Consider the following 23,999-nt stretch of genomic DNA (forward strand, 5'->3'; position numbering starts at 1 on the left):
ACGAGCCGACATCCCGGGGTCCCATTGGGGCCCTATCGATTTGATCCGGGGGGTGCACGCGCCGGTAACCTGAGTCATTCGCCGTTCGTCATCGTCGTATGAAGAGAGCACCGTGGCCGCCGACAAGATCGACACCATCGTCAGCCTGAGCAAGCGCCGTGGCTTCGTCTACCCCTGTAGTGAGATCTACGGTGGCCAGCGCGCCGCCTGGGACTACGGGCCGCTGGGCGTCGAGATGAAGGAGAACCTGAAGCGTCAGTGGTGGCGCTACATGGTCACCGCGCGCGAGGACGTGGTCGGGCTCGACTCGTCGGTCATCCTGGCGCCGGACGTCTGGGTCGCCTCGGGCCACGTCGCCACCTTCTCGGACCCGCTGACCGAGTGCACCTCCTGTCACAAGCGCTTCCGCGCCGACCACCTGGAAGAGGCGTACGAGGAGAAGCACGGCAAGCCGCCGGTCAACGGCCTCGCCGACCTCAACTGCCCCAACTGCGGCAACAAGGGCACCTTCACCGAGCCCAAGCAGTTCTCGGGTCTGCTCTCCACCCACCTCGGCCCGACCCAGGACTCCGGCTCGGTCGCCTACCTGCGCCCCGAGACCGCCCAGGGCATCTTCACCAACTTCGGCCAGGTGCTCCAGACCTCGCGCAAGAAGCCGCCGTTCGGCATCGCGCAGATGGGCAAGTCCTTCCGGAACGAGATCACTCCGGGCAACTTCATCTTCCGGACCCGTGAGTTCGAGCAGATGGAGATGGAGTTCTTCGTCAAGCCGGGCGAGGACGAGGAGTGGCAGCAGTACTGGATGGACCAGCGCTGGAACTGGTACACGGACCTCGGCCTGCGCGAGGAGAACATGCGCTGGTACGAGCACCCGAAGGAGAAGCTCTCCCACTACTCCAAGCGCACCGCCGACATCGAGTACCGCTTCCGCTTCGGCGGCAGCGAGTGGGGCGAGCTGGAGGGTGTGGCCAACCGCACCGACTACGACCTCAAGGCGCACTCCGAGGCCTCCGGCACCGACCTGCGCTACCACGACCAGGAGGCCCAGGAGCGCTGGACGCCGTACGTCATCGAGCCCGCGGCCGGTGTCGGCCGCGCGATGCTGGCGTTCCTCCTCGACGCCTACGTCGAGGACGAGGCCCCCAACGCCAAGGGCGTCATGGAGAAGCGCACCGTGATGCGTCTCGACCACCGCCTGGCCCCGGTCAAGGTCGCCGTCCTGCCGCTGTCCCGCAACGCGCAGCTCTCGCCGAAGGCCAAGGGCCTGGCGGCGGACCTGCGCAAGAACTGGAACATCGAGTTCGACGACGCCGGCGCCATCGGCCGCCGCTACCGCCGCCAGGACGAGATCGGCACTCCGTTCTGCGTCACCGTCGACTTCGACACCCTCGACGACAACGCGGTGACCGTGCGCGAGCGCGACACGATGAAGCAGGAGCGCGTCTCGCTGGACCAGATCCAGGCGTACCTGGGCGCGCGTCTGCTCGGCTGCTGACACACACCCGTCTGAGTGCGTGAGGCCCCCGGTTCCGGGTACGGAACCGGGGGCTTCGTCGTACAGTCCACCGGAGCCCCCGCCACCGTTCCGGGAGGTATGCGATGCCGTCGATCACCACCAGCAAGGTCAGCAGATGGGACCAGCACGGCCGTGAACACGTCGTGCAGGTAAGGAAGTCGGGCATGACGCGCCAGCTGACCTGCACCACGTGCGCCTGGCGGCGCTCGGCGCAGTTCCTGCCCTGGCTGAAGGCCGAGGAACACCTGGCGGAGGCCCACCAGGCGACGGTCGACCCGACGGCCTGAAAACCTGGTGCGGCGCTCGCCGGGAGCGCGGTACGGTTCCGGCATGTCTTCGTTCTTCCAGATCTACGAGTGAGAGCGCGGCGGGTGCGTACACCCCGCCGCAGCCCGGGGACCGGCGCGACGGCCCCCGATCACCTTCACCTGACTCACTTCACCTTCCGTAGGGGAGAACACCATGGCCAAGGGCCGCAACAACCTTCTCGGCGTGGGCGGACAGCGCAAGAAGCTGTCCCGCGCCGACCAGCAGGGCGCGGGCTCCGCACGCGTCGCCGACCGCAAGGCGGCCGAGGACAAGAAGCAGGAGCTGGTCCGCAAGATGCGCGAGCGGGCCGAGGCCCGGACGGCCACGACCGCGGAGCCGAGCACCGACCAGGACGCGTCGCCGTCCGCGGAGCAGAGCTGACGCCTGAGCAGTACCCGTACGAGGGTGTGGGCCCGGATCATGGACTGATCCGGGCCCACGCTCATATGGCCTCGCCCAGGTGGCTCAGGGCTTCGCGGAAGTCGTCGAGGGCGGGGCCCAACTCGCGGACGGCGATGCCGAAGGCCGAGCGTTCGATCAGCGCCCCGGCCAGGGCGCGCGTCCCCTCCACCGGTTCGTGCCGGGACAGCCGCCGACCCAGGTCCACCCCTTCGTCGAACAGCGGTCGCACCCGCTCCGCGAACAGGTGGGTGCGGTGCACCCAGTGGACGGCGGAACGGACGGTGAGGACGCGATGGATCCGGACCAGCTCGGCCAGGTGCCCCGCCGGATCCCCGGCCGCTTGCCGGGCACGGTCGTCCACCTCCGCTCGCAGGGCATCACGGCTGTCGAAGTACCGCTGTCGGGCATCGGGCGACCAGTACGTCGGCCCCGTGCCCGAGGGCGTACGGGGCCCGCCGTCGGACACGGGCCACACGCTCTCCCCGCCGAAGACGGTCAGCAGCACCGCCCAGAACGACGCCTCGAAGCCACCCCAGGAGATCCGCTCACCCGAAGCGGCCAGTTCGGTCAACCGGGCGAGGGTGTCCTGCCGCACGGCGGCCGCCTGTTCGCCCCGGCCGTGGAGGTCGAGCATCCGGGCGTACCCGATGAGCGCGTGGAGATGGCAGGCCACCCAACCGTGGTCCCCCGCGGCTTCGGCCGCCTCCAGGGCCACGAGCCGCTCGAACGCGGCGCAGGCGTCGGCGGATCGGCCGGCATCGTGGAGAGCGGCGATCCACTGCATGAGTGACCAGGCGAGAGCGCCATCTCGGTACCCCTCGGGCAGGAGTGCCGCGACCTCCTCATCCATGGCATCGGCGGCTTCGGCGTACCGCCCCTCCTCGGAGAGCCCGGCAGCCCACTGCTCCAGCCCTTTGACCAGGGGATTCCCGGACCGTTCGGCCTGAGCGCGGCTGATGGCGAGCATCTCACCGCGCAGGGCGAGGCCTTCGGCACGCCGTCCCACGCGGTACAGCTCGTGCTGGTACGAGTCGAGGGCCCTGTACAGGACGTCGACCCGGCCGGGGTCGGCCGGGTCGACGCGCCGTGCCACCGCGACCGCCTCCTCGCACAGCTCCAGCGAGGACGGCCGCCACTCGCCGGAGCCGGTGTCGTAGCTGAGGTGTTGCAGCGCCCCGGCCAGGAGCGGCAGGTACGCGGCGGGGCTCACCTGAGCGAGCACCCGATAGGCGTCGACTTCCTCGTACGGTGTGCGGCGCCCCGACGCCAGCAGCGTATTTCTCGCCCGCACGATGTCGTCCTGATCGACGTTCCCCCACTGATTCATGACGGAGATTCTGGGCGTCTCGAAGAGGGCCGGACAAGGAAGTTCAGCTGTGCCGTTACTCCTACGAAAACACCCTCTGACCTGTCATGATGGAGATGACATCACTTCCGGGTCAGGCCCCGGATGCCGTTCGCTCCGCTTTCAGGTGCCGGGCGAAGAACCGGGCCCCCGTGTCGAGTTCGAACTCCGGAACACCGGTGTGCCCGCCGAGGTTGGCGTGCAGGGTCTTCTCCCGGGACCCGAAGGCGTCGAACAGATCCAGGGCCGCCTGCCGGTCGTTGCCCTCGTCGTCCCACTGGAGCAGGACATGCAGCGGGATGGTGACCCGGCGGGCCTCCTCGAACATGGCGGCGGGCACGAGGCTCCCGGCGAAGAACCCGGCGGCGACGATGCGCGGTTCGACCACGGCCAGGCGGACGCCGATGGAGATGACGCCTCCCTCGTATCCGACCGGCCCGCCGATCCCGGGCAGCGCCAGGAGTTCGTCCAGGACGGCCTGCCATTCCGGCACCGCCCGGTCGACGAGCGGAAGGATGAGCGCGTCGACGATCTCGCCGCCGACGGGTCCACCGCTCTCCATCGCCCGCCGCAGATCGGCCCGGGCCTGTTCGGCGGCGGCCCAGCGGGGCCGTTCACCACAGCCGGGAAGCTCGATGGTGGCGGCGGCGAACCCGTACTCCGCCACGTAGTGCCGGGCCCGCCCCGCCAGCCGGGGATACATCCGGCCGAGCCCCAGCGGGGGGTGGCCGATCAGGATCAGCGGCGCGGGTACGGGATCGGGGGAGGCGGCGGGCGTCCACAGGATGCCGGGGATCTCGCCGAGGGTGAACGCACGCTCGACCACGTTGTCGTCGAGTCGCTTTTCGGAAGAGAAATGCACGGTCGTGCCTTTCGGGAGTGCGCGTGAACGGCGCTCCCGGACGACCTATCGCCCGACCGTGACCCCGAAGGGGAGCACCCATGTCGACATTGCGTTCACGGGTATCACCTCCTCGGTCTTCAGCACGGCTCGCGAAAACGTAGCAAGGATCGCGGTGGCCCACCAAAGGGTTTTCGTCACCCACGGGGAAGGTTCCGTACACGATTCCTTCAGAACCGGGTGCGACCGTGGAAGCGGGGGTGGCGCGGTGGACGTGAGCAGGGAGGAAGTCCTGGCCGTGGTCGAGTCGTTGGCGCGCCCGGCGTCCCCGGAGGAGATCGCCGACGCCGTCGAAGCGGTACGGGTACGCGCGCGGCCGCGACTGACGGAGTTCGACGACCCCGGGGCGTGCGTGACGGGGGAGGCGGTGCTCGGCCGGCTGCTGGAGCTGAAGGAGTCGAGGCAGGTCAAGGGGTACCCGCGGGAAGCGTGGGTGAACCTGGGAGTCAAGCCGGGCGGAACCGCGCACCCCACCGATTTGCTGTGGTGGCCGGTGACCAGATGGCGGCAAGCGGCGGGGCACCGCGCCCGGCGGGACTTGGAGGCCCGGGCGGCGGCGGAACGCGCGAAGGAGCAGAGCCCGCTGCGCCAAGCGGTGGAGAGAACGCTGGAACAGCGACGGTGGGACGCCCAGCACCCCTACGAGGGCCTTGACCCCTTGTGACCCGGCTTGCTTCCGGCCGCCGGACACGCCCTAGCGGAACAGGTGCGGGTGGAGCCGGGCCAGGTCCCGCGTGATGGCTTGGTCGGTGGGGTCGGTGACTTCCCAGCTGTGTCCGGAGGGGTGCCCGGCGAACAGCCCGCACGCGTCGTCGGCGTTCCGGGGGTCGCGGTCGGGACACCAGGGGAGCGGCAGGAGCCGGGCGCGCTCCGCGTCCCACCGGACCCAGACGGCGCTTCCGGGGCGTCCGCCTTCGTCCCACAGCATCGCGGAGTGATCGCCGTCGTGGTCCTCGCCGAGTTCGCAGAGGACGTGCCCGGCCTCCGGGCGGTGGTCGCCGGGGACGGACAGGGCGAGGACGTGCTCCGGGGGCGGCAGTAATACGACGGCGGTGCACTGGTTCATGGTTACGGGGTCACCCTTCGGGAGAGTCGCCGGAGACGAGCTGCTCCGCGATCAGGTCGCCGAGCGGGTCGGTCACGTCCCAGGAGTGGGCTGCGGTGTGGTGGTCGAAGAGCGCGCACCGCCGTACGAGTCCGGAGTCGAGCCGGCGGAGGACGGCGGGGCACCAGGGCGAGGACTCGGCCCGGTGGGTGCGCTCGGGCCCGCTGCCGTTCCAGAAGAACCACAGGGCCGGTGAGTCGGGCGTCCGGCCCGGCCGGAGGTAGGCGGCGTGCTCGGTGCGCTGGTGGTCGTGCTCGCCGAGTTCGCACAGGACGTACGGCTCGAGGTCTTCGGAGCTGTCCGCCCCGGGGGAGGTGAGCCGCAGCACGGCATCGGGAGGGAGAAGGGTGACGGCGGTGCACTGGAGCACGACGTTCACCTCCGGTTCGTGTCGGGGGACTACCGGTCGGCGGGGCGGCCACGCCACCCGGCGAGCGTCAGGCTCAGCCCGACGGCGGGATCGAGAACGGTGAACAACGCGGGGAACCCGGCCTCCAGGGCCCGTATCGCGTGATCCTGGTGCGGCCCGTGGGTGGCCCAGCGGCGCAACTCTTCGGGCGCGCCCGAGCCGTGGAAGTGAACCGGCCGTACGTCGTCGCCGGCCGACATCCGTACGGGCTCGGGCGCGAGGGGCAGCCCATGGCTGTTGGCCAGGCGGAGCGCCTGCCGCCGGAGCCAGAGGAGGACGAGCCGCCGGTTCCGTACGACGACCCCACCGAGCGAGGCGACCCGCTGCCCGTCGGAGACGGTGACCTCGGCGGCGTACTCCGTCACGCGCCTCATGCGGACGGCCCGGGTCCGTCGTGCAGAACGAGCGATCGCAGCCGGTCGGCCGCCGCCTGGACCTCGGCCACGACGGCGGCGCGGTTGGCGAAGCGATCCAGGATGGCCGCGTCCAACTCGGCGCAGAACAGGGCCCGGTAGGCGGGATCGGACTCGATGCGCACGAGTTCGGCGAGGGGGTGTGAGGGCTGCTGCGGATTCACAGGACCTCACCCCGGCTACGGGCATTGAGCCGCGCTGTACGGGCGCGAAGCTGCTCTATCAGGAGCGCGGGACGTACATGGCGCGGCTCGACCTCCCACTCCGCACCGCCCCCGACGGGCCGGAGCGACCAGTAGGGGCCGGCGACCCCTCGGAACTCGCCCACGCGGTCGGCGCGGCTGGTGTCGACCATGAGGGTTCCGGGGGCGGGGAGGTCAGGGGGTTCCTGGTTATTCGGGCATAAGTTCTCGCCGTACATCGATCGCTCCTCTCCGTAGCCGTTTGGCTACCGGGGCGATTCAGCGTGACCTAGGGTCGTGGCGTCTTCAACGTGGGGATCTGGGAGGGCACGTTGGTAAACATCAAGCAGTTGAACCCCGAGGCGAGCCCGCAGGCGGCCTTCGGTGCGCGTCTGCGCAGCATGCGGGAGGAGCGCGGTTGGATCCAGGATCACGTGGCTGACATGGTCGGCTGCTCGGGCAGGCACATCTCGGCGATCGAAACTGGCCGCAAACCGGCGACTCTGCCTTTCGCGAGGAAAGCGGACCGGTTATTTGATCTCATCGGTTCGAGCGAGTCGTTCGAGCGCCAGTGGCAGGAGATGAAGCACGGGAACCTGCTGGAGGGCTTCCCGGAGTACGTGGGGTACGAGGGCCGGGCGGTGGAGATCCGGCTGTTTGAGGTCGGTCTTATCCCCGGCCTGTTGCAGACACCGGAGTACGCACGGGCTGTCGCCTACGGAGACGTAGAGCGCGGGGCCATCACGGTCGAGCAGGCCAACGACCGAGTCTCGGTCCTGGAGCAGCGTCAGGCGGCGCTGGTGCGATCACGCCCGCCTATGGTTTTCGCCATCATGGACGAAAGTTGCCTCTACCAGGCAGTCGGCGGCCCGAAGGTCATGGCCGCCCAACTGCAACGGTTGGAGGAGATGGCTGCGCTGCCCAACTGGATCATCCAGGTGGCGCCGTTCAGCCTGGGGGCGCGCAGAGCGTTCAACTTGCCGGTCTATTTGCTCACCCTTGCGGACCGGTCGATCGTCGCGTACGCAGAATCGCAAGCGCAGGGCCACGTCGAGCGCGAAACTTCTTTCGTGGTGCCGATGCTCACGGCCTACCATCAGTTCCAGAGCGAGGCGCTGTCGAAGGCGGCCTCTGTGGCCAAGATCAGCCAGTTGCGAAAGGGCACCCCGTGACGACCGAATCCCCTCGTTGGTTCAAGTCTTCGTACAGCTCGAACGGCGGTGCATGCATCGAGGTCGCCGCCAACCTCGCCGCCGTGTGCGGCATCGTCCCGGTCCGTGACTCCAAGGTCGTCGACGGCCCAGTGGTCGCCGTCCCCGTCACCGCGTTCGCGGCGTTCGTCGCGGGCGTCCGGGGCGGGACGTTCGACACCGTCTGACGAAGAGAGCAGCAGGACGCCCCGCCGTGCCCGCGCATGGTGGGGCATTCTGCTGTTCGGAGGGAAGGGGCACGCTTTGATGTCCACCAGCGGGCACGAGTCCGAACGCCAACTGCTCGTGCGTCGAGGGATTCAGCGTCTGGCACACGAGCAGTGGGGGAGCGGTCATTCGGTCTGGGACGCGGAACTCGCAGGCAGAAACTTGGTGGTTGACCAGGTCCGAGTCGAGGAGGGGACCGCTTCGGAGAATGCGGCGCGCGTGCTTGGCCTCGACGAGGGGGAGAGCGTCTGTGTCAGGAGCCGCCGGTTCGTGTTGGACGGCAAACCCGTACTGCTCTCGACGTCGTACCTCCCGGCACCTCTGGTCGAGGGTTCAGCGATCACTCAGCCGGACACAGGGCCCGGCGGGATCTACGCTCGGCTGGCCGAACTGGGTTACGGTCCGGTCCACTTCCGGGAAGAGGTTCGCTCACGCATGCCGTTGCCCGAGGAGGCAGCGAAGCTCAGCCTTCCGGCCGGGACGCCCGTCATGCTCATCTGCCGGACCGCCTTCGCGGAGAAGGGGCGTGTCGTCGAGGTCAACGAGATGGTGCTCGACGCCGCCGCGTACGTCCTGGAGTACGACTTCGACGCGTAACGTCGCCCGGGGCGAGGCCCTCTGGTGCCCGTTCGGTCCCGTCGTGCATGGTGGTTGCTTCCTGCGGCGAAGGGACACCCGTGATGCCTGAATCTCCCCGGTGGTTCAAGTCTTCGTACAGCTCGAATGGCGGCGACTGCGTCGAGGTGGCCGCCAACCTCGCCGCCGTGCGCGGCATCGTTCCGGTCCGTGACTCCAAGGTCTTGGGCGGGCCCGTGGTCGAGGTCCCCGTCGCCGCGTTCGCGGCGTTCGTCACGGGCGTCCGGGGCGGGACGTTCGACACCGTCTGACGAAGAGAGCAGCAAGATGCCCCACCGTGCCGCGCGCGACGGGGCATCCCGCTGATCAAGCGAGGTCGTGCTGCCAGCGGAGCGCGGGGTGGCCGTCGATCCAGAGGCGTGAGCCTCCTTCGTGATGCGAAGCCGTACCTCGGTGATGTCGGGGCGGTCCGCGTCCTGCCAGGCCGTGAGGGTCTGCTCGATCGTGTCCCACAGGGCCGTGGGGCCGCCCTGGCGGACCGTCCAGATGCCGTTGTCCTCCGCGAAGGAGGCGAAGGACTCGCGCTCAGGGTCGAAGAGGTAGAGCAGCCGGTCGCCCTCCGGCGAGGTCGCGCGGGTGAAGCGCGCCCCCGGAGCCGCGAGTTGAGCGAGGAACGCAGGCATCCAGTCCTCCAGCAGGAGCGGGGAAACCTTGGTCTCGCGCTCACTGTCGGCGTAGGCCGTGCGGGCCGACAGATCACCACCGATGGGGGCCTCCGCCTGGGACCGGGCCTGCATGAACGAGCTACGGCCGATGATCGCGCCCTCGGCCGTACCGTCCTCCGCCACGGTGACTTTCGCCAGGCCGGTGCCGTAGTGCCAGGAACCGCCGACCGTGGTGAGGACGACGCCGCCCGGCTTGGTCTGCCTGATCCAGGCGTACGGGATGCGGCGCACCGCACAGGTGGCGATGACGCGGTCGTACGGGGCGCGGCGAGGCTGGCCGAGGAGCCCGTCGCCCGTGACGGTCCAGGTCGAGTATCCAGCGGTTTCCAGGGCATCGTCCGCCCGGACCGCGACGTCCGGGTCCACCTCGACCGTGGTGACGGCGTCCTCGCCGAGGCGGAAGCACATGAGAGCGGCGGAATAGCCGGTTCCTGTGCCGATCTCCAAAACCTGGTGGCCGTCCTCCAGTTCCAGCTTCTCCAGCATGTCCACGACGGTGACCGGGGTGGTGGACGAGGAGGTCGGGGAGCCGTGGACGGGGCCGCTGACCTGGTCGGCGGTGAGGTGTCCGTCGAGCTGGGTGGTCAGGGACTCGTCGCGGTAGGCGATCCGTACCCACTCGGCCGGGTCGCTCCCGGCAGCCGTCACCGGCTGCCACCGGCCGTCCCTCACGGGCAGGAACACACCAGGGTTCAGGAACAGCTCGCGGGGAACGGACTCCACCGCCGCCCGCCATGGGGAGCTGATGAGAACGCCCGCCTGCTCCAGACGTCCGGCGAGTGCACGCCGCTCCTGAGCGGTGTCGGTCATGGGGCAGCTCCTTGCGTCAGCAGTTCAGCGAATGCGGCGGACATCGCGAGGCCGGTGGACTCCTCCAGCCACCCCCACTGTCCGTTCGGGTTCAGCTCCAGCCACCAGAGGCCACCGGCCTCGTCGACGGCGAAGTCGAAGCTTCCCGAGGCCAGGCCGAAGTGGTCCAGGTACGCCAGGAGCGCCTTCTCCACGAGGTCGGGCAGGTCCACCACGCGGTAGGTCAGGGCGGAGTAATCCTTGCGCCAGTCCAGCATCCCGGACTCGATCCGTACGGCGAACACCTCGCGGCCGACCACCAACACGCGAAGGTCGGCCACCTTGTTCACCACGGCCTGGAAGAGATGCGGCGCCACAGCCACGCGCGCGTCGACCTCTGACGCCATCACCGGGTCGGCCCATCCGGTGACAGGAACACCACCCCGCTGGTAGGGCGTCCACCGGAGCGTCTTGAAGATCACCTGTTCGTGGTCGCCGACGAAGGACCGCGCCTCGTCCGGGTCGTTCGTGACCAGCGTCGACGGGACCGTCAGCCCGAGGCGCTGGGCAACCGCGAGCTGGGCCGGCTTGTAGTCGGCTGCGGCGTTGCGCAAGGGGTGGTTGACCCACAGCGGTCCGTCGAGGGCGTACAGGGTGCCGCCGAGCCCGTAGCGGGTCTGGGCCGCCGCGAACCGTGCGTCGTCCGGTTCGAGATGGTCGAAGGCGGGCCACACCGGCCGGCGCCAGTACACCGACCGGATCTCGGCCAGCTCCACGATCCGCGATGGTGTGCGAAGCCGCCCGGCCACAGGGGCCGGGCAACTCCCGAACCGAGCGGAGACCGTCAGTTCCGCTCCGATGTCGGCGGGGTCGAACCTCGTCACCGGCACGTTACGCCGATTCAGCTCGCTGATCACCATGTCGGTGGTGAGGTCGTCCGCCTCGGTGGCCACCAGCACCGGCCTCCTGTCGGTCACCGGTCAGTCCTGCTCGGAGTCCTGGTCGTGCCCCTGGTCGGGGGCGGAGTCAGAGTTTGTCGTCGTGCTCGTCTCGGTGCCCCTGCTGGTGCCGTGCTTGCCCATCTCGATCACCGTGCCGGCGCGGTCGGTGAAGACGCCGAGCTGGGTGTGGGGGTCGAGCGTGACCGAAGCGTGGGGACGATGAGCGACGGTCGGGTACGGGGCGAGCCGCTCGGCTCCCCAGGGACGCGCATGGGGCTCAACTGCGGTAGCCATTCCGGCCTCCTTGACGAAGGTGGTTGTTGTCGAACCAGAAGCTACGGTCACCGTCGATGGAGTAGGACTGACCGGAGGTACGGGTTTGGGGGACCGAGGGACAACGGGGGTGCGGCATGACCACGAAGGGATGCGGACGAGGACGTGCGACTGCGGGCACGATCGCCGGGTTCGTTCTCCGCGTGGCCCGGGAGAGCACGGATATCCGCACGCAGGCCGGTATGGCAGAGGCGATGAGGGTTGATCTTGCCACTTGGCAGGGCTGGGAGACCGGGCGACGACCGCTCGCCCGTGTGAAGGCCGGTGCCCTGCTCGACATCCGGCGCCGATTACTCGCGTTGGGCGCGGACCCCGCTGTCCTTCACCTTCTCGACCCGGCGATGGACGCAGACCGTGTCATCACGTCCACGATCCATCCGGCGGCCGACGCCCGCCATCCACTCGGGAACTGGGTGCACACCCGCGACACGGCCCACATGATCGCCTGGGCCCTGAACGGGACCGTTCCGCCCGCTCTGGCCGGCAGAGCGGCGACGGCGCGTCGCGGTCCTGTGGCCAAGGCCCCGCTCTTGTCGGCGCCCGACCGGAGCGCGTTCTTCGCGCACCTCCGTGAGACCGCCGAATCCGCGTTACGCGCCGGAGACGACGGGCTACTGCTCCACCGCCAGTGCCTCTACCTCTGCTCCTACGACCAAGGCTCCGAGGCCACATCGTGGATGGCGCAGGCCCTGCACAGCAGCCGAGACCTCATCTCCGTCCGTGGCTGGACCCCACGCTGGGCCACCGCACGATCAACGGCCACCGCGTTGGTGAGGCTCGGCGACCATCAGCCGCTGCTGGATTTCATCGACAGAGGTTTGGCAGGCGACGACTCCGCCGAGATCGCGAACCTCAACTACTGGGCCTACTGGTTCGGTTCGATCCGTGAAGCGCAGCCGGACGACGGCTTCATGCGGCACGGTCCGTCCAACTGGGAGCCCGTACGACTCCTTCGCGGACTTGCCACCGGCCTCCACCAGGCTCCGGCGTACATGGACCTCTACGTCCACTCGCTATGGGCCCTGCTGACCACCAACCGGTGGCTGCCCCTGGCAGACCCGGTTCTCGCGGAGAGTCTGGCCGTACATACCGCCCGGCTCCTCGACCACGACGGGATCTCCCTGCGGGCGAGGCGGGAACTGATTGCGGTGGATAACGTTCTACGCGAGAACCGGACATGACACATCGGAGGTCGTACTTCATGGCGGACGCAGAGCAGGAGCAGGTAAAGGGCACTACAGGCTTTCTGCTGGAAATGGGGATGCTCAAGCGCGCCAAGCGGTCCGGCTGGTGGATCGCAGGAGTGAAGGACCCCGAGACCATTGCCGAGCACAGCTTCAGAGTCGCGCTCATCGGTTCGGTACTCGCCATGATGGAGGGCGCCGACCCGGCGAAGACCGCGCTTCTCGGCCTGTGGCACGACACCCAGGAGACCCGCGTCAGCGACATCCCGCACATCGGCCGCCGCTACCTCGAAGCCGCCGGCAACGAGAAAGTCACCGCCGACCAGGTATCGGCCGCGCATCCGGCGGTGAAGGCCGGCGCCCAGCGGATCGTGGAGGAGTACGAGAACGGCGACTCCCTCGAAGTCGTCTGCGCGCACGACGCCGACAAGCTCGAATGCCTCCTCCAAGCCGTCGAATACCGCGAACAGGGCTGCTCCAACGTCCAGCCCTGGATCGACAGCAGCATCGCCAAGCTCAAGACCGCTTCTGCTCAGGCTCTCGCCGAGGCCGCGCTGACCATGACGTCGATCGAGTGGCAGCAGACGTATCTCCGCTGAGGCCGGGGAAGCGGTACGGGTCCGCAGCGCCAACGTCGTAGGCATGGCCGGTGCCGGGCGTCGGCCCGTCGTTCGGATCGGGCCGGAGGGGGTGGGGCTCAGTGACGTCGAGCGCCGCCGGGCGCCGGTTCTCCTGTCGACGTCGTACCTTCCGGCACCTCTGGTCGAGGGGGCGGCGATCACCCAGCCGGACATAGGGCCTGCGGGATCTACGCCCGGTTGGCCGAACCGGGTTACGGCCCGGTCCGCTTCCAGGGGGAGATCCGCTCGCGCGTGCCGTTGCCCGAGGAGGTGGCGAAGCTCAGGCTTCCGGCCGGGACGCCCGTCGTGCTCATCTGCCGGACCGCCTTCGCGGAGGAGGGGCGTGTCGTGGAGGGCAACGAGATGGTGCCCGATGCCGCCGCTTACGTCCGGGGGGACGACTTCGACGCGTAACGTCGTCCGGGGCGGGACGTTCGACACCGTCTGAGGAACCGAGCGGCAACATGCCCCGCCGTGCCGCGCGGCGGGGACTGTCCCGGGCTCTGCGAAGCCAGGGATCCGGAAAGCCAACGTGCTCGGTCGGCCCTCATGCGCCCAGCTGATGCCGCACAAAAACCGGGTGAGGGTCCCCCACTTCGATGCTGTTCTCGTCGAGGCCGTTGGCGATACAGAAGCGACCCGCGTCGAAGGCGAACTCGACAGCGATGGTGCCATCGGCCAGGTCCTGGCCCGACGAACGCCACTCAAGCAGCGAGACTTCGCGGAGTTTCCGGCCGACGAACGGTTCGAGCCGTTCGTCGGCGCTGGACCACATCGGCGTGAACTCGGACTCCTGCCAGCCGGTGATCACGGCTGTGGTGTCGATGGTGTTCCAGCTGATCGACAGCTCATCGAATTTCCCGTGGCAGATCTCGACCCGGACGCCCTCGAAGTCCAACACCACCGGGCAATCGGCGAACCACTCCCCGTCCTCGACGAAGCGCACGAGCGCGTACCCGGTCAGGCGCCGCCCACCCAGCGTCGCCAACCGTGGTCCGTGGCTCTCGCGGACGGCTTCGAGCCCGACGAGGAAGGTCGGCTCGAAGCCGGAGATGCCCATCATCACAACACCGGGATTATCCGTGATCTCTCAGGGAAGCGGTAACCCGTTGGCACCTGACCTGTTCAGTCTCGTTTGGCACCGCAGATTCCGCAGATTCCGCAGAGGGATCTAAGCGGTGTGCTTGTGCATCACGTCGAGGTAGTGCCGATCGCGGTGCCGGACACCGTGGTCCCGGCCGGGCAGGCTGAAGACGGCGCAGACCTTGGCGGGCCGGGTGAGGATGCTCGACTGTTCGCCGAAGGTGATCAGGTCCTCGCGGCCCACCGTGGCCTCGAACGACTCGGAATCAGGCAGGACGAGCGGCGGGAGACTCGCCACCGATCCGGGCCGAACGTTGATCCAGATCCCGCTGACGGCCCTCTGGGTGACGACCAGTCGAAGGCCTCCCCACGCATAGGGATAGCCGGGGGCATTCCGCAGTGCAGCGGCCCGATACGGCCGGTTCGGGCGACGTCGACGAGCACGTTCATCAAGGTCACGGCAGCGACTCTGACACTCTCCCGCGCCTGTGCGCACCCCGATATTCGTTGACCACCGGCCGCTCTGCCAGCGGCGAATATCGCGCCGAGTGGGCGCGGCAGTCATTACCGTCCAGCTGTATGACGACGATCACGACCCGCACGGTCGAATACCCGGCCGACAACCTGACGATGGTCGGACACCTCGCGCTCCCGGCCGGTGCCGGGCGTCGGCCCGCCGTTCTGATCGGGCCGGAGGGGGTGGGGCTCAGTGACGTCGAGCGCGGCCGGGCCGAGGCTCTGGCCGAGCTGGGGTACGTGGCGTTCGCCTTCGATATCCACGGCGGGCGCTACTTGGGAGACCCGGACGACATGCTGGCCCGCTGCATGCCGCTGCTCGCCGATCCCGAACGGCTGCGAGAAATCGGGCACGCCGCGCTCGACGTGCTGCGTGCCGAACCACGGGCCGACCCCGACCGGACCGCCGCCGTCGGCTACGGCACCGGGGGCGCGGTCGCCCTGGAGCTCGGCCGTGACGGCGTCGACCTGCGTGCGATCGCGACGGTCAACGCACTGACCACCGGTCGGCCGGGCGAGGCGGCACGCATTCGCTGTCCGGTGTGGGCCGGGGTCGGGTCGGAAGACCCGATCATGCCGGCCGCCCAACGGGACGCGTTCACCGCGGAGATGGAGGCCGCGGGCGTCGACTGGCGGCTCGTGGTGTACGGGGGAGCCCTGCACGCCTTTCACCATTCACCGGTCGACCACACCGTGCGCCCCGGCGTCGGCCACCACCCACGGCACGCCCGGCGAGCCTGGCGTGACGTCGTCGCTCTGCTCGCGGAGTGCCTGCCCGTCACGGAGTGATCGAGTCGTCGCGGGCGTCCGGGGTGGGGCTTCGACGCTGTCCGGCGGTCCGGGATCCGGGCGGCCGGCCATGGGCAGGGCAGCGTGCGCGGGATCCACTGCTTTCCGGTTCTGCCGTCGTACACCCTCACCCACCAATGGCTGCGCGAGCTCGCCCGGTTCGGCAGTCGGGGCGGGCTCGTGGCAGTCCACGTGCGACTCGACGACGCCGAGGACGTGCTGGTCGGGCGCTACACCGATCGGGATCGCGGGGCCCGGACCGCCGTCTCGGCGGCGGAGTCGGTACGACGGATCGCGGCACTGGAGGACCCCCGGGGCTGGGAGGTGTTCGTCCCCCGGGCGATCCGGCCGCGCGAGGTGCACCGGATCCGCACCGCACCGCAGGTCGCGGGCTGGCGGTACCTGCCGGACGCACACGGTGTGCGCCCCTGCACCTGTTTCGGGTGCCGCGTGCGCGGCGGGTACGGGGCACGGCGCCTGCGCGAGCGGTTGCCGCATCCGCTGGACGGTCCGCCGCCACCCGTCAAGGTGCTGCTCGCCCGGGTCGAAGCCGGTGACCCCGGGGACCCGGCCGTGCTGAGGGAGGCGCTGCACTGGTTCGGCATGCGTCGGCGCGGCCCGGTCGACCGGTTGAAGGGCCTCGCGTCTCACCCCGATCCGGGGGTGCGGGAGGAGTTGGTGTGGGCGGTCGCCCGCTGGTCCACTCCAGGCGTCACCGAACTGCTGGACGGCCTGGCCGACGACCCGCACCCAGATGTCCGGGAGGCGGTGGAAGCGGTCCGCGATCCGGAATGACCACGAGGCGCTCTGCCGCTCAGCCTCCGGGCCCCATCGGGTAGGCGTACACGATGTACTGCGGGCGCGCCACGCCCGCGACGAGGAAGAGCAGCGGGAGTGCCGGCCACCAACGGCCGAGAGTTCGGCGCGACACGGGGAACGCCGTGAGCAGCGCTGTGAGCGCGCCCGACACGATCAGCGGCCAGGACGCCAACTCGATACCGGTCAGGGTGTTTTCGTCCCAGATTCCTTGCGGCGGAATCAGCAGGGACCCGTACGCGAGGTAGGCGTTGAACAGGTTGGCGAGGACGAGGCCACACCCCGGGGTCCTCGGAGCGGACCGGTCACTTCAAGGCGCTCCTCGCGTCGTCCGGGTTCCTGTCCAAGCCGCGGCAGGAGGACCGCGGCCGTCGGCCCGCCGCCGTGGGCCGGAGCAAGGTCATCCTGCCAGGAGGGGCGGTGCGGTGCGGTCCTCTCCGCCGGACATGGCCGACCCGTCGACGTACCCGGCAAGATGGAGCCCGTGCCCAAGAGATCACCGGACCGTACCGGCGGCGGCCCCCGCCCCGAGGACCTCGCCCCGCCGATCCGGATTCCTGCCGGGCTCGTCGTCCTTGTCGGGCCGCCCGCCTCCGGCAAGACGAGCTTTGTCCGGGCGGTGGTCGAGCGGCGGCAGGTCGACGCCGAGGCCGTGGTGTCCAGCGACGGGATTCGTACGGAGCTGTTCGGTGCCGTGTCCGAGCCGGCGGACCCCGATACGGCCGACGCGGTCGACGCGCGGATCTTCGAAGAGCGTGACCGCCGGATCGTCGCCCGGCTCGCCGCCGGGTCCAGCGTGATCGCCGAGTCGACGAACGTCACGCCCCAGGCACGGGAACGGCTCATCGCCCTCGCCCGGCGCTTCGACGCCCCAGTGACCGTCCTGCGATTCGCTCCGGATGTCGCCGATCTTCTCCAGCAGTACGCCGAGCGGGGCCGCGCGGATCTCACGGCCGCGGACGTTCGCGCCTACGCGGGCGTGATGAGCCGTGACGCCGGTGTTGACCAGCTCCGGTCCGAGGGGGCGGCCGCCGTCCACGATGTGCCGGGACGCCGCCAGTCGGTCACGCCCGCCGAAGCCGCCGCACGCTTCACCTTCGGCCAGGTTCTGCCCGGCTACCACCTGACCTGATGGAACTCCATCGTGCCGAAGGTCGTGAAGTCCATCGCGTAGCTCCACAGCGCGTACCGCCGCTGATCGGTACTCCGGTAAGTCTTGCCGAAACCGTTGTCGAGAATCTCGTTCCAGCCGTCGCCCTGCCCGTAGTGCGCGAACAGCCGGTCGTTGCGCCGCGCCGCGTCCTCTCCGGACTCTGCCGGGGTCTGGTAGATCACCTCATGGAGCCGGCCGCGCCAGAGAGTGAGCAGCAGACGGCCGCCGTCGACCGCGTAGACGTCCACGACCGCGTCGGGAGCCTTCTCGTGCGGGACTGACGACTCGAGTTCGCCGGGGGCCCGCACCTCGTCGGCGGCGCACAGCAACTCCAGCAACGGCAGGTCATCGGTGTGCTGGTCCATGAGGGGCACCCTAGGCCGTGTACGTACAGCGCCGGGGCCGGGGCCCGCCGTGCTTGCGGCCGGCCCCGGACCCGACGCCGCGACCTCACTTCACCACGACGTTGTCCCCGGACGACTTCGACGCCCCGGTGGTCGTGTTGCCGTAGTACACCCAGCGCCACGTACCCGTCTTGGACGCCTTCACGGTCGTCCTGAGCTTGCCCGAGCCGTCCGCGTACACCTTCTTCACCGTGCTGTACGAGGCGGAGCCGGAAGGCTTGAACTGCAAGCTCACATGGCGGCCTCCGTAGGCCGCGTACTTCCGGGTCTGCCAGTCGGCCCGCGTGACCTTCCCCGTCACGGTGATGGTCTTGCCCTTGGCCACCGGTTCGGGCGCGGCGTTGACGGTCAGGCGGGAGTTGCGCTTGACGTACACCGCCATGCCCTTGTCGTCGACGTCACCGCTGCCGTCCTTGAAGCGCACCTCGGCCCCGACCCTCCAGGCCCCGGCCTCGCTGTTGCGCATGTCCCACACGCTCGGGTCGAAGTACATCGTCTCGTTGATGTCGCAGACGCCGACCCGGTTGGGGCAGTCGCTCGTCTCGATCGAGTGCCACAGCACGTCCTTGCCCTTATTGCGGTGGAGGAACACCAGCCCCGGCTGCTTCCACTGCTTCGTGGTCGTCATCCGGAAGGACGCGGGCACCGCGACCTCCTTCGTCGTCCCGATCACGATCGGCTTGCCGCTGTTCACCTGGATACGGCTGAACGAGGCCCCGCCCTCGGCCGCCCCGGCCGGCACCGCGGCCACTGCTGTGAACACCGCCGCCGCACCACCGGCCACGACGACTCTCCAGACCTGCTTCCCCACCTGATCCCCGATCCCTGTTCTCTGTTCTCTGTTTTCTTTCCTGTACGGAAAGGCGCCGGAGCTCATGCCCCAGCGCCTTACAGACACCCGGCGTCCATCCAGGGTTGTACGTTCGCGCGTGGTCACGGGCTACTCTCGTCCCGATCGTCTGACGATGACGATGACGTTGACGACCGAGGCGGGGGCGGACTGTGCGGGCGACCACGGTGACGGCGGGCGGTGACCGGATCCGCTGGGTGGAGCTGCCGGGGGAGGAGCCGGCCCGTGTCTACGTACACGGTCTGGGGGCCACGTCGCCCGCCTACTTCACCGAGGTCGCGGTGCACCCGCTGCTGGCCGGACGCCGTTCGCTGCTCATCGATCTGCTGGGGCACGGGCTGAGCGACCGGCCGACGGACTTCGACTACACCCTCGCATCGCACGCCGACGCCCTCGCCAGGGCCCTGGAGCCGGCGGGTGTCAGCGACGCCGAGGTGATCGCGCACAGCATGGGCGGCTCGGTGGCCATCGTTCTCGCCGCCCGCCACCCCCACCTGGTCTCCCGGCTGGTCCTGGTCGACGCCAACCTCGATCCGCTCACGCCCACACCCGGGGCGGGCGGCAGCAGCGGCATCGCCGCGTACGGGGAGAAGGAGTTCCTGGCCGGCGGCTGGGAAGAGGTACGGGACCGGGTGGGGCCCGGCTGGTGGTCCACCATGCGCCTCACCGGCCGCGAGGCCCTGCACCGTACGGCCACCCATCTCGTCCGGGGGACCGTCCCCACCATGCGCGAACTGCTGGTGGAGCTGAAGATTCCCCGTACCTATCTGCTGCCCGAGGCGGACGGGCCGCTCCCGGGCGCCGAGGCGCTCGCCCGGGCCGGGGTGTCCGTCGTCCCCGTCCCGGACTGCGGCCACAACATCATGCTGGACAACCCTGAGGCCTTCGTACGCGTCACGGCGGCGGCGCTCGCGGACCGGGGCGACCTGGGCGGGGAGCCGGAAGGCAACTGAAGCCCCGGGGTCTTCTGGGACGCAGTCGGCCCCGGGAACCTTCTCAGCGGGCTCATAGCTCATGGCGAGGCCGGACACGGGTTCGGCGGCGATGGTGGACAGCGGGGACGACGTACCCCGCTGTCCGGCACCGCTGACGGAAGGCACGCACGCGATGAGCAATCCGAAACCCGGCATGACGCCCGAAGGCCCCGCCTACGAAGGGCGTCCGCTGCCGCATCCGGAGGAAGAGGTCGTCGACCAGGGCCTGGGGTTCGACCTCGGCACCCTGCACTCGCGCCGAAGGGTCCTGGGCTTCCTCGGCGGGGTCGGCGGTATGGCCGCCCTGGCGGCGTGCGGCTCGGGCTCCACGTCCGCGAACCGCGCCTCGGCCTCCCCCTCCGCCTCCTCCTCCGCGTCGGCGGACTCCTCGCTGACGGAGATCCCCGACGAGACCAACGGCCCCTACCCGGCGGACGGGACGAACGGCGTCAACGTCCTGGACAAGGACGGCATCGTCCGCCAGGACATCCGGTCCAGCTTCGGAGACGCCGACGCCACGGCCCAGGGGATCCCGTTCACCTTCGAACTCACCGTGCTGGACATCGTCGAGGGCGGCGAGCCGATGGCCGGTGCGGCCGTCTACGCCTGGCAGTGCGACCGGGACGGCAAGTACTCGCTGTACTCCGAAGGGGTCGAGAGCGAGAACTATCTGCGCGGCGTACAAGTGGCGGACAGCCGGGGCCGGGTGAAGTTCGTCAGCGTCTTCCCCGCCTGCTACCCGGGCCGCTGGCCGCATGTGCACTTCGAGGTCTACCCCGACCTCGACTCCGTCACCGACTACGACAAACGGCTGTCGACCTCACAGCTGGCGCTCCCCAAGAAGGCCTGCGACGCCGTCTTCGCCACGGCCGGTTACGAGGCTTCCGTCAACAACCTCGCCCAGCTCACCCTCAAGACCGACAACGTCTTCGGGGACGACGGCGGCGTCCACCAGCTCGCCGCCACCACCGGATCCCCGAAGGCCGGCTACACGGCGACCCTCACCGTGCCCATCGACACCAGCACCGAACCCACCGGGGGCAACGCCCCGGGAGGAGGTCCGGAAGGCGGCCCGGAGGGCGGAAGCGGTGGAGGCCCGGAAGGCGGGAGTGGCGGAGGACCGGGCGGGCCGCCGCCCAGCGGGGCGCCCAGCTGAGCTCCTGGTCTCCCGAGCGCGCTGAGGACCTGAGGCCCGGACGTAACGCCAACACGAGGAGACAGCACAAAGGCGAGGAGACACCTCTCCTCGCCACTCTCAACGTATAGCGCACAGGGGGTCTTGCCGCAAGGCCCCGGGGCGGGCGCAGAATGTCCGCCTATGCCACAGCCTGCGGAAGACACCTGGAATGACGACGTGCGCGACAAGAGGTTCGACGAGGGACGCGAAGGGGGCGGCGGCGTGAGCGGGCCGTACGTGCTCGGTCTCGGCGAGGTCGACGAGGATCGGGCCGGGCTCGTCGGCGGGAAGGCGGCCCATCTCGGTGCGCTCTCCCGGATCGACGGTGCCCGGGTACCGGACGGCTTCTGCGTGACGACGGACGCCTTCCGGCGGGTCGTGGCACGGGCTCCGGAAGTCGGCGCGCTGCTCGACCGGCTGGCGGGCGCGGACCCGGACGACCGGCAGGCGGTCCGGGCGATCAGCGCGGAGGTCCGGCGGGCCGTCGAGGAGGCGGGGATCCCCGACGACCTCGCGGCCGGGATCACCGGGGCGGTCGCCCGGTCCGGCGAGGGGGCCGCGTACGCCGTACGGTCCAGCGCCACGGCGGAGGACCTGCCGACGGCCTCGTTCGCCGGGCAGCAGGACTCGTACCTGAACGTCGTGGGGCCCGAGGCGGTTCTCCGGCACATCGGCCGGTGCTGGGCCTCGCTGTTCACCGAGCGGGCGGTCATCTACCGGCGGCGCAACGGCATCGACGACCGTACGGTCCACATGGCCGTGGTCGTCCAGCGCATGGTCTTCCCGGACGCGTCCGGGGTCCTGTTCACCGCCGACCCGGTCACGGGCGACCGGCGGACCGCCACCGTGGACGCCGGGTTCGGGCTCGGCGAGGCGCTGGTCTCCGGGCTGCTGAACCCGGACGTCTTCACCGTGCGGGACGGCGAGGTCGTCGCCAGGACGATCGCCGTCAAGGAGCGCGCCGTTCATGCCCTGCCGGGCGGCGGTACGCGCGAGGTGACGGTCGGACCGGAGCAGCGGGAGCGACCGGCGCTGACCGATGCGCAGGTGGTGGAACTCGTACGGCTCGGGCGGCGGATCGAGGCCCGCTTCGGGTCTCCGCAGGACATCGAGTGGTGCCTGACCGACGACGGATTCCGGATCGTGCAGAGCCGCCCGATCACGACGCTGTTCCCCGTCCCCGTGCCCCTTCCGGAGGCTGCCGAGGGCGGCCGGACCCCGAGCGTCTACGTCTCCGTGGGCCATCAGCAGATGATGACCGACGCCATGAAGCCGCTGGGCTGGTCCATGTGGCAGCGCACCGCGATGGTGCCGATGCACGAGGCCGGCGGGCGGCTGTTCGTCGACGTGACTCCGCGGCTCGCCTCGCCCGCGTCCCGGGCCGCTCTCCTGGACGTCATGGGGAAGGGCGACCCGCTGGTCCGGGACGCTCTGGAAACGGTCCTGGAGCGGGGCGAGTTCGGTGCACCGGCTCCGGACGCGGGCCCCATGGGCTCCGCGGGCCCCGTCGGCCCTCCGGCGGGCGGCGCACCCGAGGCGGCGGTGACCGAGGCCTCGGTGACCGAGGCCGATCCGGCCGTCGTCGCGGAGCTGGTCGAACGCAGTGAGACGTCCCTCGCCGCCCTGGAACGCGACATCCGGACGAAGAGCGGACCGGCACTGTTCGACTTCCTGGCGGAGGCCTTCGACGAGCACAAGCGCGTGCTCAGCGACCCGTTGAGCATCCGGGCGATCATGGCGGGGATGGAGGCCACGTGGTGGCTCAACGACAAGCTGGGGGAGTGGCTGGGCGAGAAGAACGCGGCGGACACGCTCACGCTCTCCGCCCCCGGCAACATCACGTCCGAGATGGGTCTCGACCTGCTCGACGTGGCGGACGCGATCCGGCCGCACCCTGAGGTGGTGGCGTTCCTGAACGACGTGGACGTACAGGACGACGACTTCCTGGACGAGCTCGTGAAACTCCCCGGCGGCTCCGGGGCGCGCGAAGCCATCGAGACGTACCTCGCCCGCTACGGCATGCGCTGCGTCGGCGAGATCGACATCACGCGGCCCCGGTGGAGCGAGCGCCCCGCCACGCTGGTCCCGCTGATCCTCGACAACGTACGGAACTTCGGGCCCGGCGCCGCCGAACGCCGCTTCGAGCAGGGCCGGAAGAAGGCGTTCCAGGCCGAGCGGGATGTGCTGTCCCGGCTGCGGGTCCTGCCGGACGGGGAGCGGAAGGCCGACGAGACGAAGCGGATGATCGACCAGGTACGGGCGTTCGCCGGATACCGGGAGTACCCGAAGTACGGGATCGTCTGCCGCTATCTCCTCTACAAGCAGGCCCTGTTGGCGGAGGCCGGGCGGCTCGTGCGGGACGGTGTGCTCGCCGAGCCGGAGGACGTCCACTACCTCACCTTCCAGGAGCTGGAGGACGTCGTCCGTTCGCGCCGGGTCGACGACCGGGTCATCGCGCGGCGCAAGGAAGAGTTCCGGTCGTACGAGGCGCTCACCCCGCCCCGGGTGCTGACCTCCGACGGCGAGGCCGTCACCGGCGCGTACCGGCGAAACGACGTACCGGCGGGAGCCCTGGCCGGCCTCGCGGTCTCCACCGGGAGCGTCGAGGGGCGGGCGCGCGTCATCCTCGACCTGGCCGACGCCGAGCTGGAGGAGGGCGACATCCTGGTCACGCGGTTCACCGACCCCAGCTGGTCCCCGCTGTTCCTCGGCGTCGCGGGGCTGGTGACGGAGGTGGGCGGCCTGATGACCCATGGCGCGGTGATCGCCCGCGAGTACGGCCTGCCCGCCGTCGTCGGCGTGGACCGGGCGACCCAGCTGATCCGGGACGGGCAGCGTATCCGCGTACACGGAACGGATGGGTACGTCGAGATCCTGAGCTGACGGGCCGGCCGGCTGACGGGAATGGTGCCCCCCGGCGGGGCCCTGGCCCTCCTCGGCATCGGCATCGGCATCGACGGGAACGCCAGGCACGAGGCACGAGGCACGAGGGGCGTTTGGGCTGCTCCCGGTGGGCGGGCAGACTGTGGGCGGTCTCCCCGTCCCCGCTCCCCGGCCCGGTGAAGGGCC

28 protein-coding genes and 4 pseudogenes are annotated in these 23,999 nt (G+C 69.9%); 18 read left to right on the forward strand and 14 right to left on the reverse strand.

Features of this window, described 5'->3' with window-relative positions; all coding sequences use genetic code 11:
- The first annotated feature begins 112 nt into the window (after positions 1–112).
- The 3 genes from A3Q37_RS18040 (at position 113) to A3Q37_RS18050 (ending at position 2,206) form a co-directional block, all read left to right on the forward strand.
- Positions 113–1,495 carry a glycine--tRNA ligase gene (locus A3Q37_RS18040; protein WP_065485671.1) on the forward strand — a complete coding sequence of 461 codons (1,383 nt, stop codon included), beginning with the start codon at positions 113–115 and terminating at the stop codon, positions 1,493–1,495.
- Between the two features lie 104 nt (positions 1,496–1,599).
- On the forward strand, positions 1,600–1,803 hold the full coding sequence (locus tag A3Q37_RS18045) for a hypothetical protein (protein WP_065485673.1): 204 nt from the start codon (positions 1,600–1,602) through the stop codon (positions 1,801–1,803).
- Between the two features lie 175 nt (positions 1,804–1,978).
- Positions 1,979–2,206: a DUF6243 family protein gene (locus tag A3Q37_RS18050; protein WP_065485675.1), complete on the forward strand. Its 228-nt coding sequence runs from the start codon at positions 1,979–1,981 to the stop codon at positions 2,204–2,206.
- Positions 2,207–2,267: 61 nt separating this feature from the next.
- On the opposite strand, the gene A3Q37_RS18055 is transcribed toward A3Q37_RS18050, so the two are convergent.
- Together A3Q37_RS18055 and A3Q37_RS18060 are read right to left on the reverse strand one after the other, a co-directional pair.
- The gene (locus A3Q37_RS18055) at positions 2,268–3,554 is read right to left on the reverse strand and encodes a hypothetical protein (protein WP_107471551.1); all 1,287 of its coding nucleotides are present in this window, start codon (positions 3,552–3,554) and stop codon (positions 2,268–2,270) included.
- A 112-nt stretch (positions 3,555–3,666) separates the two neighbouring features.
- Complete coding sequence (locus A3Q37_RS18060; RefSeq protein ID WP_065485677.1) at positions 3,667–4,434, reverse strand: hypothetical protein; 768 nt, start codon at positions 4,432–4,434, stop codon at positions 3,667–3,669.
- 253 nt (positions 4,435–4,687) lie between these two features.
- On the opposite strand from A3Q37_RS18060, the gene A3Q37_RS18065 reads away from it, so the two are divergent.
- Complete coding sequence (locus A3Q37_RS18065; protein WP_255311845.1) at positions 4,688–5,137, forward strand: hypothetical protein; 450 nt, start codon at positions 4,688–4,690, stop codon at positions 5,135–5,137.
- A gap of 30 nt (positions 5,138–5,167) precedes the next feature.
- On the opposite strand, the gene A3Q37_RS18070 is transcribed toward A3Q37_RS18065, so the two are convergent.
- The 5 genes from A3Q37_RS18070 to A3Q37_RS18090 are packed head-to-tail and all read right to left on the reverse strand — an operon-like array spanning position 5,168 to position 6,821.
- Positions 5,168–5,539, reverse strand: a complete 372-nt coding sequence (locus tag A3Q37_RS18070) for a hypothetical protein (RefSeq protein WP_065485683.1) — start codon at positions 5,537–5,539, stop codon at positions 5,168–5,170.
- 10 nt (positions 5,540–5,549) lie between these two features.
- Positions 5,550–5,948 (reverse strand): hypothetical protein, encoded by a 399-nt coding sequence (locus A3Q37_RS18075; RefSeq protein ID WP_065485876.1) that lies wholly within the window; start codon positions 5,946–5,948, stop codon positions 5,550–5,552.
- Between the two features lie 29 nt (positions 5,949–5,977).
- Positions 5,978–6,361, reverse strand: coding sequence for a hypothetical protein (locus tag A3Q37_RS18080; RefSeq protein WP_065485685.1), 384 nt, complete (start codon positions 6,359–6,361; stop codon positions 5,978–5,980).
- Positions 6,358–6,564, reverse strand: coding sequence for a hypothetical protein (locus A3Q37_RS18085; RefSeq protein WP_065485687.1), 207 nt, complete (start codon positions 6,562–6,564; stop codon positions 6,358–6,360). Before A3Q37_RS18085 ends, A3Q37_RS18080 begins: the two co-directional genes overlap by 4 nt.
- Positions 6,561–6,821, reverse strand: a complete 261-nt coding sequence (locus A3Q37_RS18090) for a hypothetical protein (RefSeq protein WP_065485688.1) — start codon at positions 6,819–6,821, stop codon at positions 6,561–6,563. The genes A3Q37_RS18085 and A3Q37_RS18090 overlap by 4 nt, the downstream gene beginning before the upstream one ends.
- A gap of 93 nt (positions 6,822–6,914) precedes the next feature.
- Here A3Q37_RS18090 and A3Q37_RS18095 point away from each other — a divergent pair, with 93 nt between their 5' ends.
- The 4 genes and pseudogenes from A3Q37_RS18095 to A3Q37_RS18110 all read left to right on the forward strand — a co-directional run bounded on the left by A3Q37_RS18095 (position 6,915) and on the right by A3Q37_RS18110 (position 8,887).
- Entirely contained in the window at positions 6,915–7,754 is an 840-nt protein-coding gene (locus tag A3Q37_RS18095; protein WP_065485878.1) for a helix-turn-helix transcriptional regulator, read from the forward strand.
- Positions 7,751–7,960, forward strand: coding sequence for a DUF397 domain-containing protein (locus A3Q37_RS18100; RefSeq protein WP_065485690.1), 210 nt, complete (start codon positions 7,751–7,753; stop codon positions 7,958–7,960). The genes A3Q37_RS18095 and A3Q37_RS18100 overlap by 4 nt, the downstream gene beginning before the upstream one ends.
- Positions 7,961–8,069: 109 nt before the next feature.
- Positions 8,070–8,597, forward strand: a pseudogene (locus A3Q37_RS18105) (GntR family transcriptional regulator); the annotation flags it as partial.
- 80 nt (positions 8,598–8,677) lie between these two features.
- Positions 8,678–8,887 carry a DUF397 domain-containing protein gene (locus A3Q37_RS18110; RefSeq protein ID WP_107471552.1) on the forward strand — a complete coding sequence of 70 codons (210 nt, stop codon included), beginning with the start codon at positions 8,678–8,680 and terminating at the stop codon, positions 8,885–8,887.
- 55 nt (positions 8,888–8,942) lie between these two features.
- Here the strand turns inward: A3Q37_RS18110 and tgmC are convergent.
- From tgmC to tgmA, 3 genes and pseudogenes are all read right to left on the reverse strand, one after another.
- Positions 8,943–10,111, reverse strand: a pseudogene (gene tgmC / locus A3Q37_RS18115) (ATP-grasp peptide maturase system methyltransferase).
- On the reverse strand, positions 10,108–11,067 hold the full coding sequence (tgmB, locus tag A3Q37_RS18120; RefSeq protein ID WP_065485704.1) for an ATP-grasp ribosomal peptide maturase: 960 nt from the start codon (positions 11,065–11,067) through the stop codon (positions 10,108–10,110). The pseudogene tgmC and the gene tgmB overlap by 4 nt, the downstream one beginning before the upstream one ends.
- A gap of 3 nt (positions 11,068–11,070) precedes the next feature.
- Positions 11,071–11,325 (reverse strand): putative ATP-grasp-modified RiPP, encoded by a 255-nt coding sequence (gene tgmA / locus A3Q37_RS18125; protein ID WP_065485706.1) that lies wholly within the window; start codon positions 11,323–11,325, stop codon positions 11,071–11,073.
- A gap of 182 nt (positions 11,326–11,507) precedes the next feature.
- Here tgmA and A3Q37_RS18130 point away from each other — a divergent pair, with 182 nt between their 5' ends.
- The 4 genes and pseudogenes from A3Q37_RS18130 to A3Q37_RS35785 all read left to right on the forward strand — a co-directional run.
- The gene (locus A3Q37_RS18130) at positions 11,508–12,545 is read left to right on the forward strand and encodes an XRE family transcriptional regulator (RefSeq protein ID WP_255311846.1); all 1,038 of its coding nucleotides are present in this window, start codon (positions 11,508–11,510) and stop codon (positions 12,543–12,545) included.
- A gap of 20 nt (positions 12,546–12,565) precedes the next feature.
- Positions 12,566–13,147 carry an HD family hydrolase gene (locus A3Q37_RS18135; RefSeq protein ID WP_065485714.1) on the forward strand — a complete coding sequence of 194 codons (582 nt, stop codon included), beginning with the start codon at positions 12,566–12,568 and terminating at the stop codon, positions 13,145–13,147.
- 43 nt (positions 13,148–13,190) lie between these two features.
- A pseudogene (locus tag A3Q37_RS37850) lies at positions 13,191–13,271 on the forward strand (dienelactone hydrolase family protein); the annotation flags it as partial.
- Positions 13,272–13,582, forward strand: a pseudogene (locus A3Q37_RS35785) (UTRA domain-containing protein); the annotation flags it as partial.
- Between the two features lie 133 nt (positions 13,583–13,715).
- On the opposite strand, the gene A3Q37_RS18145 reads toward A3Q37_RS35785, so the two are convergent.
- Positions 13,716–14,231, reverse strand: coding sequence for a hypothetical protein (locus tag A3Q37_RS18145; RefSeq protein WP_255311847.1), 516 nt, complete (start codon positions 14,229–14,231; stop codon positions 13,716–13,718).
- Positions 14,232–14,339: 108 nt separating this feature from the next.
- The gene (locus tag A3Q37_RS37855) at positions 14,340–14,549 is read right to left on the reverse strand and encodes a hypothetical protein (RefSeq protein WP_255311848.1); all 210 of its coding nucleotides are present in this window, start codon (positions 14,547–14,549) and stop codon (positions 14,340–14,342) included.
- A 281-nt stretch (positions 14,550–14,830) separates the two neighbouring features.
- Here A3Q37_RS37855 and A3Q37_RS18155 point away from each other — a divergent pair, with 281 nt between their 5' ends.
- The 3 genes from A3Q37_RS18155 to A3Q37_RS18165 all read left to right on the forward strand — a co-directional run bounded on the left by A3Q37_RS18155 (position 14,831) and on the right by A3Q37_RS18165 (position 17,504).
- Positions 14,831–15,556: a dienelactone hydrolase family protein gene (locus A3Q37_RS18155; RefSeq protein WP_065485722.1), complete on the forward strand. Its 726-nt coding sequence runs from the start codon at positions 14,831–14,833 to the stop codon at positions 15,554–15,556.
- Positions 15,557–15,610: 54 nt separating this feature from the next.
- Positions 15,611–16,351, forward strand: a complete 741-nt coding sequence (locus tag A3Q37_RS18160; RefSeq protein WP_065485724.1) for a HEAT repeat domain-containing protein — start codon at positions 15,611–15,613, stop codon at positions 16,349–16,351.
- Between the two features lie 505 nt (positions 16,352–16,856).
- Complete coding sequence (locus A3Q37_RS18165; protein ID WP_255311849.1) at positions 16,857–17,504, forward strand: ATP-binding protein; 648 nt, start codon at positions 16,857–16,859, stop codon at positions 17,502–17,504.
- On the opposite strand, the gene A3Q37_RS18170 is transcribed toward A3Q37_RS18165, so the two are convergent.
- Together A3Q37_RS18170 and A3Q37_RS18175 are read right to left on the reverse strand one after the other, a co-directional pair.
- Positions 17,489–17,890, reverse strand: coding sequence for a hypothetical protein (locus A3Q37_RS18170; RefSeq protein WP_065485726.1), 402 nt, complete (start codon positions 17,888–17,890; stop codon positions 17,489–17,491). The two genes, A3Q37_RS18165 and A3Q37_RS18170, sit on opposite strands and share 16 nt — an antisense overlap.
- A gap of 85 nt (positions 17,891–17,975) precedes the next feature.
- Positions 17,976–18,740, reverse strand: coding sequence for a hypothetical protein (locus A3Q37_RS18175; RefSeq protein WP_176711448.1), 765 nt, complete (start codon positions 18,738–18,740; stop codon positions 17,976–17,978).
- A 191-nt stretch (positions 18,741–18,931) separates the two neighbouring features.
- On the opposite strand from A3Q37_RS18175, the gene A3Q37_RS18185 reads away from it, so the two are divergent.
- From A3Q37_RS18185 to rph, 3 genes are all read left to right on the forward strand, one after another.
- Positions 18,932–19,732, forward strand: coding sequence for an alpha/beta fold hydrolase (locus tag A3Q37_RS18185; protein ID WP_065485734.1), 801 nt, complete (start codon positions 18,932–18,934; stop codon positions 19,730–19,732).
- 154 nt (positions 19,733–19,886) lie between these two features.
- Positions 19,887–20,909: a 3,4-dioxygenase subunit beta gene (locus A3Q37_RS18190; protein ID WP_255311850.1), complete on the forward strand. Its 1,023-nt coding sequence runs from the start codon at positions 19,887–19,889 to the stop codon at positions 20,907–20,909.
- A gap of 243 nt (positions 20,910–21,152) precedes the next feature.
- Complete coding sequence (rph, locus tag A3Q37_RS18195) at positions 21,153–23,813, forward strand: rifamycin-inactivating phosphotransferase (RefSeq protein WP_065485887.1); 2,661 nt, start codon at positions 21,153–21,155, stop codon at positions 23,811–23,813.
- The last annotated feature ends 186 nt before the right edge of the window (positions 23,814–23,999 follow it).

This window comes from Streptomyces sp. PTY087I2 (assembly GCF_001687325.1).
Taxonomy (GTDB): Bacteria; Actinomycetota; Actinomycetes; order Streptomycetales; family Streptomycetaceae; genus Streptomyces.